Source organism: Streptomyces sp. RLA012, from assembly GCF_056270325.1.
Window position 1 is genome coordinate 2579521 of sequence record NZ_JBWDPA010000002.1, and the last position, 20787, is coordinate 2600307.

Genomic DNA, 20787 nt, shown 5'->3' on the forward strand with positions numbered 1-20787 from the left:
TGTCAAGCCCCGGGAGATTTCTCCGCCCCGGCCTTCGGTGAAGGGCTGCGCCCACCGGGTCGGCGGCCGGGCCGCGGCCCCCAATCGGGATGGGCGGGCCGGCCCGCCCAGCCCGTCGACCGAATGGCCGGCGCGGGACCGAATGGCCGGCGCGGGCCTCGCCGAAATAGCGGCAGGTCCAACTGCTCGGCATACCTCGCCCATTACCCAAGGGATTGCAGCGCCGACGCATGCTCGACTAAAATCTGGACCTCAGGGTCGTCGTTGGGTAGGTCTTTTGATGGTCGGCAGCGTCCGGCTCCAGCGAGACCGGACCCATTGGCTCGTGTCTCGACGGAAGGCCCGCCCGGTATACCGGAGCGAGGGCCCCTTCGATGGAGAACGGCCATGGCAAAGATTCTCTCGGTACTCTATCCAGATCCCGTGGACGGCTACCCTCCCTCCTACGCCCGTGACGAGATTCCCACCATCACCGGCTATCCGGGGGGACAGAGCGCGCCGAGCCCGGAAGCCGTCGACTTCACCCCGGGCGAGCTGCTCGGCAGTGTCTCGGGGGAACTCGGACTGCGCCGGTTCCTGGAGGACCGCGGCCACCGCTATGTCGTCACCAGCGACAAGGAGGGACCGGACTCCGCTCTGGACCGCGAGCTGCCCGACGCGGACGTCGTCATCTCGCAGCCCTTCTGGCCCGCCTATCTGACCCCCGAGCGGATCACCGGGGCTCCCCGGCTCAAGCTGGCGATCACCGCCGGGATCGGGTCGGACCACGTCGACCTGCCGAGCGCCATCGCCCACGGCATGACCGTGGCCGAGGTGACCTTCAGCAACAGCATCAGCGTGTCGGAGCACGCCGTCATGCAGATCCTCACCCTGGTGCACAACTACATGCCCGCCCACGACTGGGTGACCGCCAAGAAGGGCTGGAACATCGCCGACAGTGTCGCGCGGGCCTACGACCTGGAGGGCATGCACGTCGGCATCCTCGGCTCCGGCCGTATCGGCCAGGCCGTGCTGCGCCGCCTGAGGCCCTTCGACGTCACCCTGCACTACTGCGACCCGCACCGGCTGCCGCCGGAGGTCGAGCAGGAACTCGGCGTGACGTATCACCCCGATGTCCGCTCCCTGGCCGCCTCGGTCGATGTGCTGTCGATCCACGCGCCCCTGCATCCGCAGACGCAGAACCTGTTCGACGACGAACTCATCGGGGCCATGAAGCGTGGTTCGTACATCGTCAACACCGCACGCGCCCTCATCGTGAACCGGGACGCCGTGGTGCGGGCCCTGAACAGCGGCCGACTGGCCGGTTACGCCGGTGACGTCTGGTATCCGCAGCCGCCACCGCCCGACCACCCCTGGCGCACCATGCCGTACGAGGCGATGACGCCTCATGTGTCCGGGTCGACCCTCTCCGCGCAGGCCCGCTACGCGGCCGGCGTCCGGGAGATCCTGGAGTCCTGGTTCGCCGGACGCCCCATCCGCCCGGAGTACCTGATCGTCGACGGTGGTGGACTGGCCGGGACGGGAGCGCGCTCCTACACGGTCGCCTGATAACGGATAACGGTCCGCGGAGAGAAAATCACTGGAAGATCCCCCACGTGAGCGGGAAATGGCCCACGCTTCAGGTATCGCCATGCCTTCTGTGAGCCGACTCACTCCGCATTCACTGGACGGATGCGAACGGGAGCCTTAGCGTCCAAATTTAGACGGATTTTTTCATCATGCGGAGGTATCGGCGACGCACGCAATCTCCCGCAGGAATCCCAAGGTGAACTCCGGAAAGGTGGATCAATGAGCATGGACGCGGTGTGGGTCCGGGGCGTGACCGGCATTCAGATGCATCACGTGACCGATCTCCAGGATGCCGGCAGGTTTTTGGGCAACGCGGCGATGGCCCTGCGGGCCGCGCACGTACGGACTGGCGCCGACCGGTACTCCGGCATCGCCACTGAGCTCAAGGCCCTGGTGGAGCGGGTGCGGGAGCTGGAGGACGAAGCGCGGTCGAGCATGCACGAACTGCACTCCACCGACCCGGAGCGGTTTGTCCGCTGCCGGGAGGGCCACGAGCCGTGGCCCGGTGAGATCCCGGCCGGATTCATCCCGCGTCACACCTGCAAGGACGAATGCCTCTACCACGATCGCGAAGTCCTCGCCGCGATCATGCAGTGCACCTGCGGCCGCCCGCCGTGCCGGGCGTGTGAAATCGGCGGCAAGCTGTGACGGGCCCCCAGGGCTCTCTCGTCCGCGCCTTCCGGTGAATTCCAGTGGTGGAGTTCACGCGGGCATGACTCCTTGGATGCGGGAGAGGGTGAAGACACGTTCGTCGTCCCTCAAGTGGCACCAGGCATATAGATAGGGCGCGTCGAGATCGAGCCGGCTGAGGGTGCGTACGGTTCGGCTGCCCGAGGCGGCGACGTAATCGATGGTGACGGCCCGGCCGTCGTCGATCGCATGGGCGAGCAGGCGGACATCCGTGAACGACAGGTTCACGTACCCGGCGATGATTTCCTCGGTGTCAGTGCCGAAAGGGACTCCGTTGCCGGGGTCGGGCTCCGGGGTGGTGAGCGGAGCGGCCCTCAATCGGGCGGCCAGGGTCCTCAGGTCGACGGCCGCCGGGTCCTGCGCCGGGTGGGAGCCCGTGCTCCGAGGACCGGACGTGCTGCGGGGCAGGCGCGGGGGCGGGAGCTGGGCGGCGCGACGACGTTCGCTCTGTTCGATGCGTACGGTCCCGTCGGCGGTCTCGGCGACGGGCGCGTAGCCCTCGGCGCGGAGCGCGGCGAGGGTCTTGTCGAGGGAAGTGCGGCTGACCAGCACCGTAGGTGCCAGTTGCCGCAGGCCGAGCCGGGTGAACCTGCGGTGGGCGACGAGTTCGGCCAGCAGGGCGGGCTCCTGGCTGTGGATCACGCAGGCGGCGGGCGCGATGCGTACGCGTCCGTGGCCACGTGCGACGTCGGAGATCAGGTACGACAGCGGTTGCGGCAGGGGCCCTACGGCGACGGCGGCCAGGTCGGCCGCGATCTCGTCGCAGGTGCGGCCGGTGTCCAGGGCACGGCGGATGCCGCCCGCGCTGAATCGCCACACCGATGCGGCACCGCCGGCTTCCCGGTCGGCGACGGAGTCCAGCAGCGCGGTGAGCCGCGCGGACGGTGTGCCGGTGACGACCGCTGTGAGGTCGGCGCCGATGTGGACGGTCCCGGTGGCGGCGGGCAGCAGCCGCCGACAGACGGAGGTCAGTTCCTCCGCGTCGTCGGTCCGCAGGGCGGCACCGATGGGGGACAGAGCGCCACGGGCGAGTACGCCGAGCAGTTCCGACTCGCGGATCACGGTGGCGAACGGCGTGTCGTCCTGGGGCAGTTGATCGGCGAACGGACGGTACCAGTCGATCAGCGGCCCCAGATCGGCGGTGTTCTTCACGCCCTGCCCCGTCGCCGTCCCCGCGGCGGCGGCCAGCAGCCCGTGCCGAGCCTGTACGCAGCCGTCGCAGGGCGGCGTCCCGGCGAGCGCGGGCAGCGCCTTGCCGTCCTCGTCGCGGCCCGCGGAGGGGGTGAGCGCAAGCGTCCGCCAGGTGTGGAGCAGCACCGCGAGCCGCTCCGCGGGTTCTCGCTCCGCCCAGGTGTCGTACGCCTCGGTCGCCGCGACGTGGTCGCCGTCCCCGGCGAGCAGCCCGGCCGCGTACGCCGTCTCCAGGGTGATGCGTACCACGGCGTCGTCGCACTGGGCCGACCTGCCGATGCGGGCCAGTTCACGGGCTCCGACTCCGCCGGCCTTCAGCCGGGCCGGCGGAGAGGCCGCGCACGTCGCCAGGACCGAGGCGGCATGCGCGGCGAACGCCGTGGCCGTGGCCGCCGCCTCCCGGTCCACTTCCGCCGGGGTGACGGACACCAGCGGCGCGACGGGCGGGAGGGGTTCGAACGGCGCGTGCCAGCCGGGTCCGCGCAGTGTGAGCGCCACCTCGGCGGGCATACGGGCGGGTCCGTACAGGTGCCGGTCCTGGACCAGCAGTCCCCGCTCCAATGCCCATCGCGCACCCGGTTCGGCGGCGGTTTCCGTGGTCCCGACCATGATGAACCGCGGCCCCCGCGGCACGGAGTCCGCCCGGCGCTCCAGCAGTCTCCGGGTCGCCGGCGGCGCCTGCGCGACCACTGCCGCGATCCGTTCGTGCGTGCTGTGATGGTCCACCAGGGCCGCCAGCCGCTGCGCCTTCGTACCGGGCGGTTTGACACCCAGCGCCATCAGCATGCCGCGCAGCTCTTCAGAGGTGACGCCCGCCAGCAACACCTCCAGCGGCGCGTCCAGCCCCAGCGGCGCGTCCCAGGCCTGCCGCAACGGATCCGCCATGTGCAGCAGCCCGTCGCCGTCCGGCCAGACCAGCGCCTGCCCGGCCAGCGCCTCCAGCGCCGTGTCCAACCCGCGGGCGCCTTCCCCACCCGTCGCGCCCAGCAGCTTCGCGAGGACGTCGCGCGGCGCGGGCGCCAACGTGGCCAGGGCCTCGGCCACTTGCAGCTGCGGCAGCACGAGCCCGGGCAGGGCCAGTGCCATCGACCCAGGGCGCTGAAGACGGTCCGCCAGTTCGCCGGCCGACCGCGGCTCCGGAGGGGACACGGCGTCCGCGCGGGCCGCCAGCACCCGCTCCAGAGACGGGTTGTCGAGACCGCGCAGCCACACGGCCAGCGTTGATCCACCGGACTTGCTGATGACGCCACCTCGCCGTACGTGCACAATCTTGTCCCCGGGCCCGAACCTGCCCCGCACAGGACTCAAGGATGGCGCATCCAGGGGACTCTTCGCGCGGATCCCGCGAACACGGGGCGACTCGGACAGCGAAGACCTTCATGCGCGAAGACCTTCATGACCGAAGACCTTCATGCGCATGTCCGGGTCCAGGTCCGGGTCCGGGTCCGGGTCCGGGTCCGGGTCCGGGTCCGGGTCCGGGTCCGGGTCCGGGTCCAGGTCCAGGTCCAGGTCCAGGTCCAGGTCCAGGGATGAACGCCGCGCCGGACTCCGGCAGTGCCAGCTCGGCCCAGATCACCTTGCCCTGGGGGGTGTACCGGGTGCCCCAGCGCTCAGCCATCTGCGCCACCAGAAACAGGCCCCGGCCTCCCTCGTCCATCGTCGCGGCGTACCGCAGATGCGGCGAGGTGCTGCTGCCGTCGGCCACCTCGCAGATCAGCGTACGGTCGCGGATCAGCCGCACGTGGAGCGGCTCGGAGCCGTAGCGGATGGCGTTGGTGATGAGTTCGCTCAGGACGAGCTCCATGCTGAAGCCGAGCTCGGAAAGGCCCCACTCGTCGAGCCTGCGGGACACGGCGCCCCGCATCCCCGCGACGGCGGCCGGGTCGAGCGGCACATCCCAGTCGGCGATCCGGTCCGGCGGCAGCGCCCGGGCGCGGGCGATGAGCAGGGCGACGTCGTCCTTGGGGCGCTCGGGCAGCAGCTCCTCCAGCACGGCCCGGCAGCTCTCCTCGGGCGACCGGTCGGGGTGGCCCGCCAGCGCATCGCGCAGCAACTCCATTCCCACGTCCAGGTCGCGCCTGCGGTCCTCGATGAGGCCGTCGGTGTAGAGGACGAGCTGAGCGCCCTCCGCGAGGTCCAGCTCGGCGGTCCGGAACGGCAGGCCGCCGAGGCCGAGGGGAGGCCCGGTCGGCAGGTCCACGAAATCGACGGTCCCGTCGGTGTGGACGAGCGCGGGCGCCAGGTGCCCGGCACGCGCCATGACGCAACGGCACGTCACCGGGTCGTAGATCGCGTACAGGCAGGTGGCGCCCACGACGCCCGCGGCACTCTTCGTACCCGCCTCGCCCTGGTCGATCCCCGCCTCGTCCTGGTCGATACGGCCGACCAGGTCGTCCAGATGGCACAGCAGCTCGTCGGGCGGCAGGTCGAGTGTGGAGAAGTTGTGCACCGCGGTCCGCAACCGCCCCATCGTCGCGGCGGCGTGAAGGCCGTGGCCGACCACATCGCCGACGGCCAGCGCCACCCGGCTGCCCGGCAGCGGAATCACATCGAACCAGTCCCCGCTCACGCCCGACTGGGCCGGGAGGTAGCGGTAGCCGACATCGAGGGCGCTCTGCTCGGGCACGGCCCGTGGCAGCAGGCTGCGCTGGAGGGTGACCGCCAGCGCGTGCTCGCGGGTGTAACGGCGGGCGTTGTCGATGCTGACCGCCGCACGGGCCACCAGCTCCTCCGCCAGCGACAGCTCCTCCTCATCGAAGGACCCGTGCTGCTCGCAGCGCCAGAAGTTGGCCATGCCCAGCACGACGCCGCGGGCCTGGATCGGGGCGGCGATCAGGGAGTGGATGCCGTAGTCGATGATCCTCTTGGTGCGCTCCGGGTCCTGCGCGTGCCAGCCCGTGGCGATCGACAGATCGGTCACCAGCTCGGAGTGACCGCTGCCGTAGCCGCGTGCCTGGGGTGTGGACGGCACGAAGTCGATCAGCCGGCCCTTTTCGTAGAGCGGATGGTCGTCCCGGATGCCGCACACGGCCGTGCGTCGCATGTCCGTTGCCGTGGGGCCCGGCTCCTCGCCGTGCAGCACGCCTTCGGCCAGGTCCACGGTGACGAAGTCGGCGAAGCGGGGGACGGCGACCCGCGCCAGCTCGTCGGCGGTGTGCTGCACGTCCAGGGTGGTGCCGACGCCGAGTCCGGCGTCGTACAGCAGCTTGAGCCGCTCCGTTGCGATCTCCGCCCTGCCGGTCACCGCCCGCAGTTCGGTGGTGTCGCGCAGCGTCACCACCGTTCCCCTGGGGCCTCCGTCGCGACCCGTGCGCCGCTGGTTGACGGCGAGCAGCCGTTCTCCGGAGAAGTGCACCTCGTCGGTGGCCTCACGCCCGGAGACGAGCAGCGCCACCGTGTCGGGGTCGAGGCTCGGCAGCTCCGACACGTGCCGTCCCTCGGCGTCCGGGGGCAGCTCCAGCAGCCGTCTGGCCTCGTCGTTCGCCAGCAGCAGCCGCCCGTCGCCGCCGACGATGAGCACTCCTTCGCGCACGGAGTGCAGCACCGTGTCGTGGTGGTCGTACATGCGGGTCATCTCGTCCGGGGCCAGGCTGCGGGTCTGCCGTTGCAGCCGCCTGCCGACCAGTGCCGTCACGCCGGTGGCCACCACCAGCGCCCCGGCCCCGGCGCCCAGGATGATCGGCAGTTGCCGGTCCACCTGGCTGGTCACGTTCTTGACCTTCATCCCGGCCGAGACGAGACCCACCACCTTGCCCCCGGCGTTCTCGACGGGGACGGTGGCCTGTACCTCCTGGCCGAGCGGGCCGTGGACGCTTTCCGTGTAGACCTTCCCCGCCAGCGACGGCCCGATATTGCCCACGAACCGCTTTCCGATCAGGCCCGGCAGGGGGTGGGTGTAGCGGATGCCGTTGGTGTCCAGGACCACGATGAAGTCGACGCCGGCGGCCACGCGAGCCGACTCGGTGAGCGGCTGGAGAATCCTGCTCGGGTCGGGACTCCGCAGCGCCGCCACGACACCGGGAGAGTGCGCGAAGGTCTCCGCCGTGGCCACGGAGCGGCGCTTGGCCTCGGCGGTGGTGTCGCGCTGCGACTGCAGGACGAGGGCCAGCACGCCACAGGCCACGAGCAGGACTACCAGGGCCACCTGGAGGACGAACACCTGCCCGGCTACGCTGCGCGGGCTCCTGCTGACCAGCGACCTGAGGGAAAACCGTCGAAAACCGGCGAAACGATTCGCCATGTGACCTTTCTAGCACTGGCGATCTCGGGCGGCCACGGCCTCCCGAGAAATGATCTTCCTCTGGTTCCTTCCCTGGCTCCTTCCCTGGCTCCTTCCCTGGCTCCTTCCCTGGCTCCTTCCCTGGCTCCTCCCCTGGCTCCTCCCCAGCCCCGTCGGCCACTCCGGCCGCGATGGCCGGTACGGCGACGGGGATACCGGCGGCATGGGCGTGCGGGGTGGGACGGGGAGGGCGGGCGCGGGGGCTCAGCGGCCTGCGGACGCCCTGCCGCGGCGGGACCCCGTTCGCATACTTCCGGCCCACGGTCGCCCGGGACCGGGCCCGCCGGCCCAGAGTCGGCGGGACCAGCCGGACCGGCGGCATCACCTGGCATCACCTGAAAGAAGGTGATGCCCGTTGACTCGCGCCGAAGCAACGGCGTACCCCCGCACAGCCGAAACGGTACGGGGGCACGCTCTCTGTATCCGGGTATCCGGGTATCCGGGTATCCGGTCGCCGCGCTCTATGCGTCCGGCCCCAGTGAGGCCAGGTCGAAGGCGTTGCTGATGGTGCTGTAGGCGTCCGCTGTGAGGTTGACGTGATCCCCGGCATCGAAGTCCGCGGGGGCTGCGTCGTTGCCCAGTTTCAGTGCTTGTGGGTCCGCGGTACTCGCCGTGTCCGTGACTGCCACGGCCGCCTCCGCCTCCACGTAGCTCACGGTGGGTGCGGTGACGTTGAACTGGTCGGTGATCCAGGTGTTGGTGTCGATGCGGTTCTGGTCGACGGCGGCCGTGCAGGCGCTGTAGCCGTCGCAGGGGGTCAGCGTGGTGAAGATGACCTTGATGCCCCAGCCCTTGAGTTGATCTCGTAGGAGGCCTAGGGCGTTGTCCATGTCGACATCGTCGTGGCCCGTGACGATGTCCTGCAAGCCTTGTGTGACCACGACGGTGCGCACATTGGGGAGGGACAGGACGTCGCGGTCGAGGCGGGTGAGTGCTGAGCGGCCGCCGGCGCCGACACCCTGGTCTGTGCTGAGGTAGTTGCTCTCGATGCCGGAGTTCACGACGCCGTAGACCGGTATGCCGTCGGTGTTGGCGCGCAGGCGGTAGGAGAGGTCGTTGTTGTAACGCAGGGTCTGATAACCGGCAGCGGTGCCTGCGGTGCTGCTGTTGACGAGTCCGTCGCCCATGACGGAGACGGTCGGCCGGTTGTCCGTGTTGGTGACGTCCACTCCGGTCAGGATGTCGGAGAAGCGGCCCACCGCCGAGCCCGTGGCGTTGAACGCCGTGCCGGCCGTGTCGGCGGTGTGGTCGCCGCTGCCGACGGGGCTGACGTAGCCCAGCGTGTCCGGCGAGGCCCAGGTGTGCATGACCAGGTAGTCCACCTGGTTGACCAGGTGGATGCTGGTCGTGAGGGAGGTGCCCTGGACGACCGTCATGGGGATGGGGTCGCTGTAGAGTTCGCCGCCCTCCGGGATCACGACCGTTTTGGCTCCGCCGAAGGTGACGTCGACCGGCGTGGCTGTCGTGGTCGCGCCGCTGCTGTACCGGGCGACGGTGACGTGGTCGAGCGTCAGCGGGTCGGTGCCCAGAGCGTCGGAGAGGCGCAGCCGCACGTTGTCGCCACCGGCGCTGGTCTGGGTGACCATCCGGAAGGTCTGGTTGCTGAAGGCGCCCATGGACGAGAAGCGGAACCGCTCCTCGGTGGGTGCGCTCCAACTTCCGGTCCAGGAGGCGCCGTTCGCCGCGGTCGTGGTGTCGCGGACGGACATGCCGATGATGTGCATCCCCGGCACGTACTTGCGCGCGGCGTCGGCCAGGTCGGGCAGTGTCACCGAATTGACGGTGGCGCCGGCCTTCAGGGGTACCGCGAAGGCGTAGATGTTGGTGCTGTGGGTCACCTGGGCGGTGGGGATGTTGCGGTGCGGCAGGGTGACGGCGGCCAGGGTGTCGGGGCCGTCCACCCAGTCGGGCATGGTCAGGTAGTAGGGCTGTGAGGTGCCGTCTCCGTAGGTGATGGATCCCTTCGGCGTGACGCAGTCTTCGTAGGTGCCGTTGCCCAGGCTGCAGTTGGTGGCGGAAGTGTTGGTGTTGTCGGGGACGACGGGGTTGGTGGTGTCGCCGTCCTGGTGCCGGGAGCCGACGGACCCGTAGGTGGAGTAGCCGAGGAAGACGAGGGCCCGGCCGCTGGTGCCGTTCATCTGGATGGTCTGGTTGGCGGCCAGCACGTTGTCGCCGGTGCCGACGCCGAAGTTGGGCAGGGTGAAGGTGGCGCCGTCCACGGTGATCTTGCCCCCGGGCTGCCAGCCGGCCGCCTTGAGGTCCTGCAGGGAGAGGGAGCCGCCCACTCCGTCGGCGTCGGCGGTGGTGTGGTTGCTGTCGTCGGTGGTGGCGGTGTTGTTGAAGGCCGCCTGCAGGCTCGCGTAGGACTTCGTGGCGTGCCCGATCGCGGTGAACGCGTACTGCTGCTGGGAGGAGACGTTGCCGGCGGAGTCGACGGCGTAGACGTAGAGGGTGTGGGTGCCGGGTGCCGCCGGCGTCACGGTGATGTCAGCGGTGTTGTTCTTGGCTTGCTGGGTCTGCGAGTTCGGGGTGTTGGGTGTGGGCGGGGCGCCGTCCAGGCCGTAGAGGAACTTGGCGGCGTTGTTGCCGTTGGTGCCAGGGTTCACGGAGAGGGTGAACTTGCCCGGTGTGCCGGCGGCGGTGATGCCCGTGGAGTCCTCTGGGTACAGGTTGTCCGCGGTCTTGACGGTCGGCTGGGCGGGGCTGTGCAGGTCGACGGTGAAGTGGCAGGTGGCCGAGGTGGCGGAGGTGTCCTCGCCGTCCGTGGAAGTCACCTTCCAGCTGACCACGCTGCCGTCGGCGAGGCCGCTCATGAACGTCGAGGGAAGCTGTTTGGGGGCGTTGGCGCCGCTGGCGACGGTGGCGCTGGTGGTCGTGGTGGCCGTACCGCTGCCGACCCAGTACGAGTAGGTGGCCGCGAGGGCGTCCTTGTCGGTGTCGCTGATGGTGGCGTTGAGGGTGGGCGGGGTGGTGGCCAGGGTCTTGCCGACGATCGGGTACGGGGTGGCGGTGCCGCAGCCGAGCGAGGTGGAGCCGACCTTGGTGGCCAGGGTGCCTGGCTTGTTGGGCACGTGGTTGTAAGTGACGGACATGGACGGGTTGTTGTCGAAGCGCTTGAAGTAGTTGCCGTCGCCGCTGCCGCTCTGGCTGTTGATCAGGGCGAAGGTCCAGCTCGTCCAGTGTGCGGCGGCGCCCTTGGCGATCGTGGAGGTCACCGTGAAGCCGCCGGAGGGCTCGCTCGTGCAGGCCGGGCCGAAGCTCTTGGTGGCCAGTTTGCCGCTCAGGGCCGGTCTGGTGTTCCAGGTGGTTGCGGAGCTGATCGCGCCGGACCAGTAGAGGTAGACGTCCGAGGAGAGGCTGCAGCTGGCGGAGTAGTTCTCCTTGGCGTTCACCGTGGCCGAGACGATGTGCGCGTCCCAGATGCCTGATGGCACTGCGAGCTGGTAGTAGGCGCGTTCGAGGCCGATGCAGCCGGACCAGCTGTTGTAGCCGACGCCGGGGTCGCCGTACTGGGTCGAGTCGTAGTTCTTCGCCGTGGGGCAGCCCCCCTGGATCTCCACGTAGTGCTGCTTGGAGCCGGTGGCGTAGTGCGGGTTCCAGGTCGGATCGATGAACACGGGGAACTGGGTGTGAGCGTCGCCGAGCAGTTTGGCGTCGGGGACGAGGGACAGGGTCCGGTCGTGCAGGCGGCCCTGGACGGGGGCCACCCGGGCCTTGGGCGCGGGGCCTGCTTCCGGGAGGGTGTGCGCCGCGCCGATGCCGCTGGAGTCCCACATGGCCGGTTGCGGGGCGCTGAAGAGCACCTTGCCGTCTGGTGTGGTGGCGGCGAGGTTGCCGTCGTCGGCGACGGTGACGCCCTTGGCCTGTGTGGTGAGGTGAGTTGGGCGAGTGCGGGGTTGGCTGCGGCCTTCGCGTTCTTGACGACGAGGACCTGCGACCAGCCGCCCTGCGTGTCGGCGGTGACCCGGAGGTCCACGCCGGGCAGCACCTCCGGGTAGGTCAGGCTGGCGCCGGAGGCGTGTGGCGTGGGCAGGGCGTGCGGCCAGGAGACGGCGAGGGACGCGGTGCCCTTGGTCATGGTGGCGATGGGTGTCGTACCACCGCCCGAGAGAACGAGCGGCTCGGCCGCGGCCCTGGGGCTCCAGGTGCCGTCGGCGTTGCGCGTCAGGGTGGCGTCCACCGGGACCCAGCGGTCGGCCTTGCGTACCCGTACGGGCAGCAGGCTGGAGTCGTACGTAAGGGTGCCAGAAGGGTTGGCCGTCGTAGTGGCGGTCTCGCTGGTGAGAGCATCGACGCGGACCTGTTCACCTGTTGACGCGGCCTGCTTGACGGCGGAAGCCAACGCGGTCTGCTGGGCTGTCGTCAACCCGCCGTCGTCGCTCGCGCGCAGCGAGCCGCTCGGCTCCGGCTGCTCGGTGTGATCGTCCGGTGCCGGGGTGAGTGCCGGCTGACTGGCGTTGACGTCCGTGACGGAGCCCGGCCCGGAGTCCGCCACGGCCTGCTGGGTGCCGGTGAGAGCGGGGACCGGAGTCAGGAAAAGCGCGCTGACCGTAGCAATGGCCAGAAGTCGACCCTGGTATTCGCGGGCTTTTTATGAATGAGCCGCCAATGGAACGTCGGCGGAAACGGTCGGACATCTGCCCCCGATTTGAGTCCGAGCGAAGATAGCCAATGGGCGCTATGAGGCTATCGGCAATCACGTCGAGGCAACAAGCACGCACGGAAAGCCGTCGTGTCGCAGACTCTGGGACTCCGGAGAAGATAGGCGATGTGTGCAACTTTGTTGCCAGGTATACCAGTTGGGCACGCTCTTGAGCAAGAGAACCCATTCGCAGGGAAGTTGATGCATTTGCTGTCGAAATTTGGTCGAACGCAGGGCGGCACATGGCTATCTCTACACCTTCTGAACGCGTGAAGAGACTGTGAACCGCCGCCTCGAACTGATCAAATATCTCCCTGACAGCCGTGCTGGAATGGGGGGTCCGGAGTGCGTCGTAATTCGCGTTGGCGGATTTATGGAAAGACCATGCGGATACGCAGAGCGCCCGCGTTATGGATCGTCGCAATCGCCGCGCTCGGCCTGCTCGTAGCGTTCCTCACGCCTGCGGACGCGGTCGCCGTCGCACGCCGGCCGGATTACCTCGTCAAGGCGAAGAAGGAAAAACCGGTGCCCGTGTCGCCGGTCAAGGGCAAGGCGGCGAAGGTGCCGCAGATGGCGCGCTGGAGCGCCGCCCAGGCGCACAAGACCTGGCCCACCAAGGGGGCGGCCGACGTGGCGGTTCCCGCCCGTGGGGCCGCTGCCAAGCGGGCTGACGGTGTCCCGGTGACGGTTGCGGCGGCGAAGGGAGCGCATCGGGCGGGCGCGGGGACCCGCGTGCACGTGTCGCTGCCGGGGCAGACGGCCGCGCAGAAGCTCGCTCTGCACGGCGTTGTTCTCACCGTGCGGCCGGACAGCGGCACTTCGGGTGGCACCGCCCAAGTGGGCCTGGACTACGCGGCGTTCAAGGACGCCTACGGCGGCGACTGGGCGGGCCGGCTGCGCCTCGTCCAACTGCCGGCCTGTGCCCTGACCACCCCGCACGTCGCCGCCTGCCGCAAGCAGACCCCGCTGACCTCGACCAACGACGCCAAGACGCAGACGGTCTCGGCCGAGGTCGCGCTGCCCGCCTCCACCACGGCGCAGCCGATGGTGCTCGCGGCGGAGGCGGCCGCCTCGGGCGGTGGCGGCAGCTACGCGGCGACCTCCCTGGCTCCGTCCGGCCAGTGGTCGGCCGGTGGTTCGACCGGCGCCTTCAGCTACTCCTACCCCGTCTCGGTGCCCGACGTTCCCGGCAGCCTGGCCCCGAGCGTGTCCCTCGACTACAGCTCGCAGAGCGTCGACGGACGCACCTCCTCGACGAACGCGCAGTCCTCCTGGATCGGCGACGGCTGGGACTACTCGCCCGGCTTCGTCGAGCGCAGTTACGCGTCCTGTTCCGACGACGCGGCGAACGGCTCCCCCAAGACCTCGGACGAGTGCTGGTCGGACGCGGTCGACTCGCTCACTCTGTCGCTGAACGGCTCGTCCAACACGCTCGTCCACGACGACAAGTCGGGCGCCTGGCATCCGCAGGGCGACAGCGGCGAGAAGATCGAGTTCAAGACCGACACGGTCAACGGCGACAACGACAACGAGTACTTCGTCGTCACCACCGCCGACGGCACGCAGTACTACTTCGGCAGGAACCGGCTGCCCGGCTGGGCGACGGGTAACGCGACCACCAACTCGGTGTTCACCACGCCCGTTTACGGCAACGACGCCGGCGAGCCGTGCCACGCGGCCGCCTTCGCGGACTCCTGGTGCCAGCAGGGCTACCGGTGGAACCTCGACTACACCGTCGACCCGCACGGCAATGCCATCAGCTACTGGTACACGCCCGAGACCGGTTACTACGGCCGGGACAACGCCACCACCCCGACCACGTACGCTCGCGGCGGCTACCTCTCCAAGATCCAGTACGGGCAGCTGGCGGGGAAGGTCTACGACAGCACCGCTCCGGCCGCCGCCCAGGTGTTCTTCGACGCCTCCGAGCGCTGTCTGGCCAACTCCAGCTTCGACTGCGCGTCGTCCAAGATGACGTCCGCCAACGCCTCGCACTGGCCGGACGTTCCCGTCGACCAGACGTGCGCCTCCACCGGCACCTGCAACAACCACGGCCCGGCCTTCTTCACCACCAAGCGCCTGACGGGCATCCGCACCCAGTCCCTGGTCGGCACCGCCTACCAGGACGTGGACGCCTGGACGCTGACCCACACCTTTCCGTCGACCGGGGACACCACCACTCCGTCGCTGTGGCTGAGCCAGATCGTGCACACCGGCAAGGACGGCGGCACCCTGGACCTGCCGCCGGTGAAGTTCGCCGGCCAGGCGCTCGCCAACCGCGTGGACGGCCTCGACGGCTACCAGCCGATCACCCGCTACCGGATGACCACGGTCACCACCGAGTCCGGCGAAGTGATCACCGTCAACTACACCAGCCCCCAATGCCACCGCACGGGCACCCCGGTGCTGCCCTCCAGCCAGGACAACAACACCTACCGCTGCTATCCGCAGTACTGGACACCACCGGGCCAGACATCCCCCCAGCTCGACTGGTTCAACAAGTTCCTCGTCAACTCCGTGACGACACAGGACCCCACGGCCCACGGGCTCCCCGTCCAGACCTCATACAAGTACGTCGGCGATCCCGCCTGGCACTACAACGACGACCCGCTGAGCCAGGCCACGTACCGCACCTGGAACCAGTGGCGCGGCTACGGCACGGTCGAGACCCGCACCGGCACGGCCCCGGAGAAGATCACGCTGTCCCGGGTGACGTTCTTCCGTGGCATGGACGGCGACAAGACCTCCACCAGCACCCGCAGCGTCACCCTGAACGACACGGCCAACGACGACCCGCAGAAGGACTCCGACTGGCTGGCCGGCCAGACCTTCGAAGCCCAGACCTTCAACGGCGACGGCGGCGCACTCCTCTCGGACGGCGTCACCGACCCCTGGAGTTCCGCGGCGACGGCCACCCAGTCCCGTGCGAAGGCGGGCCTGGATCCGCTGATCGCGCGTCGTACCAACATCCAGCGGGCGCGCACCGTCACCACCAAGGCGGACGGCACCAAACGCACGACCGAGATCGACTACACGATCGACGACGCCACCGGTCTTCCCAAGACCGTGGACGACCAGGGCGACACCACGACGTCGACCGACGACAAGTGCACCCGCACCTGGTACGCGACGGACACCGCCGGCAACCTGCTGCCGATCCCGCGCCGGGTCCAGGAAGTCGCCGTCTCCTGCTCCGCCACTCCGAAGTATCCGCACGACCTCCTCAGCGACGACCTGACGTTCTTCGACGGTTCCACGGACAACACCGCGACGCCCACCAAGGGCGATGTGACGATGGTGCAGAAGGCCGACTCGGTGGCGGCCGACGGCACCCCGCACTACATCACGGCCCTGAAGAACACCTACGACTCCTACGGCCGTGAACTCACCGAGACCGACGCCGACGGCCGTGTCACGAGCACCGCCTACACCCCGGCGACCGGCATCTCCCCGACCTCCATCAAGGTCACCCAGCCGAAGGTCACCGGCCAGACCGCCGGCTTCACCACCACGACCACACTGGACCCGGCCCGCGGCCTGGACCTGAAGACCACGGACGCGGCCGGCTACTCCACCACCAGCACCTACGATCCGCTGGGCCGCCTGACCGCGGTGTGGAGCCCGGGCTTCCCGACCGACAACAACCCGAACATCAAGTACAGCTACAACCTCTCGCCGTCGGTGCCGTCCACGGTCACCACCCAGACCCTCACCGACGACAACGCCTACCGCACCTCCATCTCGATCTACGACGCGATGCTGCGCCCGCGTGAGACGCAGACGGCGACCGTCGACGGCGGCCGTACGATCACCGACACCGTCTACGACTCGCACGGCTGGGCGGTCAGCTCCTCCGACGCGTACTACAACGACGGCGCCCCGACCGGCACGCCGGTCGACGCGCCCGACAACAAAACGCCGTCCCAGACCGCCACGGTCTACGACGGCGCAGGACGGGTGACCACCTCGATCGCCTACCACTTCGCGTCCGAGACCTGGCGTACCACCACCGCCTACCCGGGCGCCGACCGTGTCGATGTCACCCCGTCCGCCGGGACCACGCCTTTCGGTGCCACGCCCACCACCACGTACACCGACGCCCGCGACCATCTGGTCAAGCTGCTGCGCTACCACGGCACCACAGCCACCGGTGCCGCCGACACCGTCACCTACTCCTACGACGAGGAGGGCCACCAGACGGGTCAGGACGACGGGCAGGGCCACACCTGGTCCAGCGACTACGACCTCCTCGGCCGCCGCACCTCCCAGACAGACCCCGACACCGGCTCCTCCAGCTCCACGTACGACAACGCCGGCCAGCTGCTGACCACGACCGACGCCCGCGGCAAGACCATCAGCTACACGTACGACGAACTGGGCCGCAAGAAGGCCGAGTACGACACCACGGGCGGCGCCGCGCAGTCGACGACGAACGAGCTGGCCGCCTGGACGTACGACACGCTGAAGAAGGGCAAGCCCACCGCGTCCATCCGCTACGTGGGCGGCACCAGCGGCTCCGCGTACACCGACAAGGTCCTCGGCTACGACAGTCACGGCTGGGTACAGGCCACCCAACTCGTGGTCCCCGCCGCCGAAGGCGCCCTGGCCGGCAACTACATCCACCAGAACACGTACAACCTCACCGGAACGTTGAGGAGTTACACCGACCAGGACCCGACGGCCGTCAAGCTGCCGCAGGAGACCGTCTCCTACAACTACGACGCCTACGGCCGCCCCACTTCTGTCGGCGGTACCACGAACAGCTGGGACTACGTCGACAAACTCAGCTACACGGAGTTCGACGAGCCGTACCAGCTCACCTACGGCACCTTGGGCAACTTCGCCCAGCAAACGCTGAACTACGACGACCAGACCCACCGGCTGACCAGCTCCTCCACCATCACCCAGTCCGGCGCCGCGATCGCCGACAAGACCAGCTACGCCTACCAGCCGTCCGGCAACGTCACGAAGATCACCGACAAGCTGGAGACCGGCGCGACCGACGCCCAGTGCTTCACCTACGACTGGGCGCAGCGTCTGCAGGGCGCGTGGACGGCCACCGACGACTGCACGGCCACCCCCGCACCCGGCGCCTCCACCACCGTGGGCGGCCCCTCCCCGTACTGGCAGACGTGGACCTACGACGCCACGGGTGCCCGTGAGACCCAGGTCGACCACGACCCCACCGGCGACACCTCCCACGACGCCACGTCCAGCTACGCCCCCTTCACCACGGTAGGCAAGGGCCACCCGGCCCACGCCGTGGACAAGGTCGACAAGGTGACACCGGGCGACTCGGCCTCCAACACCACCAACAGCTACACGTACGACGACGACGGCAACGCCATCACACGTACCACCCGCGCGGGCACCGACAGCCTCATCTACAACGACGAGGGCCAACTGTCCGAACTGTCCTCCACGGGCTCCAGCGGCGACACGACGTACCTCTACGACGCGAGCGGCAGCCTGCTGATCCGGCACAGCCCCGACACCACCACCCTCTACACGGGCGACGAGGAGATCACCCTCAAGAAGGGTGCCGCGAGCGCCGACGGCGTCCGCTACATCTCCATCGCCGGCCAGACCGTGGCAACCCACTCCTCCGACGGCCACTTCACCTACCTGATCCCCGACCGCCAGGGCACCGGCACCCTGGCCATCGACTCCCAGACCCAGCAGGTCACCCGCCGCCAGTACAAACCCTTCGGCGAAGTACGCGACCAGTCCGGAACCTGGATCGGGCAACAGGGGTACGTCGGCGGCACCCAGGACGACAACACGGGCCTGACCAACCTGGGCGCCCGCGAGTACGACCCGACCATCGGCCGCTTCCTCAGCCCCGACCCCCTGCTGGACACCGGCGCCCCGCAGACCTGGAACGCCTACGACTACGCCGGCGACTCCCCGGTCACCGAGTCCGATCCGTCGGGCCTGTGCCCCGCCGACCTGTGCGGCATCGGCTACCCCATCGGCGGCACCGGCACCAGCAAGGACAACCCCGTCCGATACATCCAGGACGGCCCCGTCGACCCCGGCGGCAGGAACAGCTCCACCTGCCACCACGGCAAGTGCTCCGACGGCCACAGCATTGGCTACAGCGGCGGCAACGTCAGCAAGCAGACGTACGACCCCCAGGCCGAAACCCGCGCCATGCAACGGGCCAAGGCCACCGCGGACGCGTCCGCCGCCGCCGCGAAGAAACAGGCCTCCGGCCTCCAGCACCGCCTGCTCAACCTGGTCGCGGACGTCATCGGCCTCACCGACGCCTGGAACTGCTTCACCAAGGGCAACGTCATGGGCTGCATCAACACAGCCCTGACAGCCGTCCCCTGGGGCAAGATATTCAAAGCCATCAAGGTCGGCGTCGAAGCCTTCAAGGTCTGGCGTTCCCTGGACCGCGCCCTCACCGCGGTCAAAGACGCCGAGGAAGTCTCCAAACTCGCCGAAGACGCCCTGAAGACAGAACGCGCCGTCGAAGACGCCCGCAAGGCGGAAAGCGCCGGAGCCGGCGCAGCCGAGGACGCCGCAGGCTGCGCGACACACAGCTTCCTACCCAGCACCGCGGTCCGCCTGGCCGACGGCTCCTCCAAACCGATCAGCAACGTCAAGGTCGGCGACACCGTCCTGGCGACAGACCCACAGACCGGGGTCACCGCCCCGGAGAAAGTCCAGAACGTCATCGTCACCACGACGGACAAAGACTTCACCACCCTCACCCTGAACACGGCCCCGACCCGCGGCCCGCCGCACACACAGACTCACGCCCCCACCAAGCAGACCCTCACCACCACCTGGCACCACCCCTTCTGGGACGCCACCCACCACCGCTGGACCGACGCCCACGACCTCACCCCCGGCACCAAGCTCCGCCAGCCGGACGGCACGACGGTCGTCATCCGCGGGGTGCGCAACTTCCATCAGCACAGCATCACGTACGACCTCACCGTCGGTACCCTCCACACGTACTATGTGCTGGCGGGGGCTACGCCGGTACTCGTTCACAACAGCAACGGATGTGTGAACTGGGCCTCCAACAGCGTTAAAACGTGGGGTCATACATTCAAGACTCATGGCGCCGGAGCGAAGAACACGAAGGCTCTGACCGATCGCGCTCGTAGCACCAATAATCAGCAAGGTCAGTGGCTGGACAATGATGCCGCGGCAGAGTTCTTGAAGGGACTCCATGTCGAAGGAGCCGGGCCCAGGTCGGTGCGCATTCCGGACGGACTGGGGCAGGTGATTATGCCGGATGGGAGTATCGTCCAAGCACGGGCAGCTACCATCATCCCGAGTCCAAATGGGCTGTACAAAACGGGATTCCCAATCATTGGTCCAAACTAGGAGGCTGGAGAGATGAGCTTCTCTGTGTCGTTCAATCCGGCCGTGCCGTCTGGTGCAGTGGCTCTTGCTTCAGCGGGTCTGGAGCCGGGTGACGATTACGAAACCCTGGTCATGGAGGCGTGTAGCGCCCTCTCTGATGCTGGAGGCAGCAGGTTCCACATTGGCGGCTTCGGGAGTGATGAGTGGCCGCTCGATGTCGCGTATGACTTGTCTGCCTTCATGGAGCAGCTTCCGTCGCTCCTGATGGGTGTGCGTGACCGTCGCGAAGTCGAGGTGGACCTGTACTCGCAAGGTATCGAGAGGACTTTGACTTTCCGCCCAAGCGGGGATTTCGTGATGATTGACTGCGATTCACGGACCAATTGGGTTCCAAGCCCGGAGTGCGAGAGCATTGCACAGAGTGAGCTAGTCGCGATGCTCTCGAAATTGGCCGAAGACTTCGCCAGGGGGTTGAAGGCGATCAATTTCGAACTGTCGGAGGTCGCGCCATTCGAACGTTGGCTGGAGGGTGAGGTGTAGCCTCGCTGCCCGATCCTGCAACCCTCGCACTGGATAGCAGCAGCAAATTTGAAGCCCCGTCAGGTGCGCCCTGGCGGGGCTTCTGCTTGGGGTGACGGCAGCAGTTGACGGCAACGTCAGCGGACGGTGGCTCCGCACAGCGGGAGGTCATCGCCGTCGTCGCGGGTCGACTCGTCGTTGGCAGGACCGTCAAGGGCGGTGCTGAGGGTGTCGATGGCGTTGCGCTGGAGGCGGAGTCGGACGTGGGCGTAGACGGTGGCGGTGACGCCGATGTGGGCGTGGCCGAGGAGCTCCTTGATGACGACGAGTTCGACGCCCTGTTCCAGGAGCAAGGTGGCGGTCGAGTGGCGGAGGTCGTGGGTGCGCCGTGAGGCGCAGTGGTTCGAGTGGGGGTGAGAGGCCTTCGCCGCTGATCCCGTCGCAGCGGGACGGTGGAGCTGGGGGCAGCCTGAGCCGGGTGGTGCCGGGGAGGGTGGGAGCAGCCCTGACAACGCCGGGACGTGCCAGTACTGCCAGATGGTGCGGGTCCGGCTAGCGGGACGGAGAGGAGTAC

Annotated in this window: 8 protein-coding genes and 1 pseudogene; 5 read left to right on the forward strand and 4 right to left on the reverse strand. The window is 68.7% G+C overall.

Annotated features, from left to right (window positions below):
- Positions 1-387 precede the first annotated feature (387 nt).
- On the forward strand, positions 388-1548 hold the full coding sequence (locus RV986_RS12055; RefSeq protein ID WP_475917384.1) for an NAD-dependent formate dehydrogenase: 1161 nt from the start codon (positions 388-390) through the stop codon (positions 1546-1548).
- Positions 1549-1794: 246 nt separating this feature from the next.
- The gene (locus RV986_RS12060; protein ID WP_475924258.1) at positions 1795-2217 is read left to right on the forward strand and encodes a hypothetical protein; all 423 of its coding nucleotides are present in this window, start codon (positions 1795-1797) and stop codon (positions 2215-2217) included.
- A 54-nt stretch (positions 2218-2271) separates the two neighbouring features.
- On the opposite strand, the gene RV986_RS12065 is transcribed toward RV986_RS12060, so the two are convergent.
- The 3 genes from RV986_RS12065 to RV986_RS12075 form a co-directional block, all read right to left on the reverse strand.
- Entirely contained in the window at positions 2272-4716 is a 2445-nt protein-coding gene (locus RV986_RS12065) for a helicase-associated domain-containing protein (RefSeq protein WP_475917385.1), read from the reverse strand.
- A gap of 127 nt (positions 4717-4843) precedes the next feature.
- Positions 4844-7690, reverse strand: a complete 2847-nt coding sequence (locus RV986_RS12070) for a SpoIIE family protein phosphatase (RefSeq protein ID WP_475917386.1) — start codon at positions 7688-7690, stop codon at positions 4844-4846.
- A gap of 500 nt (positions 7691-8190) precedes the next feature.
- Complete coding sequence (locus tag RV986_RS12075) at positions 8191-11532, reverse strand: hypothetical protein (RefSeq protein WP_475917387.1); 3342 nt, start codon at positions 11530-11532, stop codon at positions 8191-8193.
- A gap of 222 nt (positions 11533-11754) precedes the next feature.
- On the opposite strand from RV986_RS12075, the gene RV986_RS12080 reads away from it, so the two are divergent.
- From RV986_RS12080 to RV986_RS12090, 3 genes are all read left to right on the forward strand, one after another.
- Complete coding sequence (locus tag RV986_RS12080) at positions 11755-12150, forward strand: hypothetical protein (RefSeq protein ID WP_475917388.1); 396 nt, start codon at positions 11755-11757, stop codon at positions 12148-12150.
- A 605-nt stretch (positions 12151-12755) separates the two neighbouring features.
- Positions 12756-19715 (forward strand): RHS repeat-associated core domain-containing protein, encoded by a 6960-nt coding sequence (locus RV986_RS12085; RefSeq protein WP_475917389.1) that lies wholly within the window; start codon positions 12756-12758, stop codon positions 19713-19715.
- A gap of 12 nt (positions 19716-19727) precedes the next feature.
- A complete protein-coding gene (locus RV986_RS12090) occupies positions 19728-20234 on the forward strand; it encodes a hypothetical protein (RefSeq protein ID WP_475917390.1) in 507 nt (168 codons plus the stop codon).
- Positions 20235-20350: 116 nt separating this feature from the next.
- On the opposite strand, the pseudogene RV986_RS12095 reads toward RV986_RS12090, so the two are convergent.
- Positions 20351-20599: pseudogene (locus RV986_RS12095) on the reverse strand (tyrosine-type recombinase/integrase); the annotation flags it as partial.
- Positions 20600-20787: the final 188 nt, after the last annotated feature.

Bases quoted from the DNA above. Each gene is read 5' to 3' on its own strand.
- RV986_RS12055 (WP_475917384.1), top strand. From the start codon at position 388: ATGGCAAAGATTCTCTCGGTACTCTATCCAGATCCCGTGGACGGCTAC.
- RV986_RS12060 (WP_475924258.1), top strand. From the start codon at position 1,795: ATGGACGCGGTGTGGGTCCGGGGCGTGACCGGCATTCAGATGCATCAC.
- RV986_RS12070 (WP_475917386.1), bottom strand. From the start codon at position 7,690: ATGGCGAATCGTTTCGCCGGTTTTCGACGGTTTTCCCTCAGGTCGCTG.
- RV986_RS12085 (WP_475917389.1), top strand. From the start codon at position 12,756: ATGCGGATACGCAGAGCGCCCGCGTTATGGATCGTCGCAATCGCCGCG.
- RV986_RS12090 (WP_475917390.1), top strand. From the start codon at position 19,728: ATGAGCTTCTCTGTGTCGTTCAATCCGGCCGTGCCGTCTGGTGCAGTG.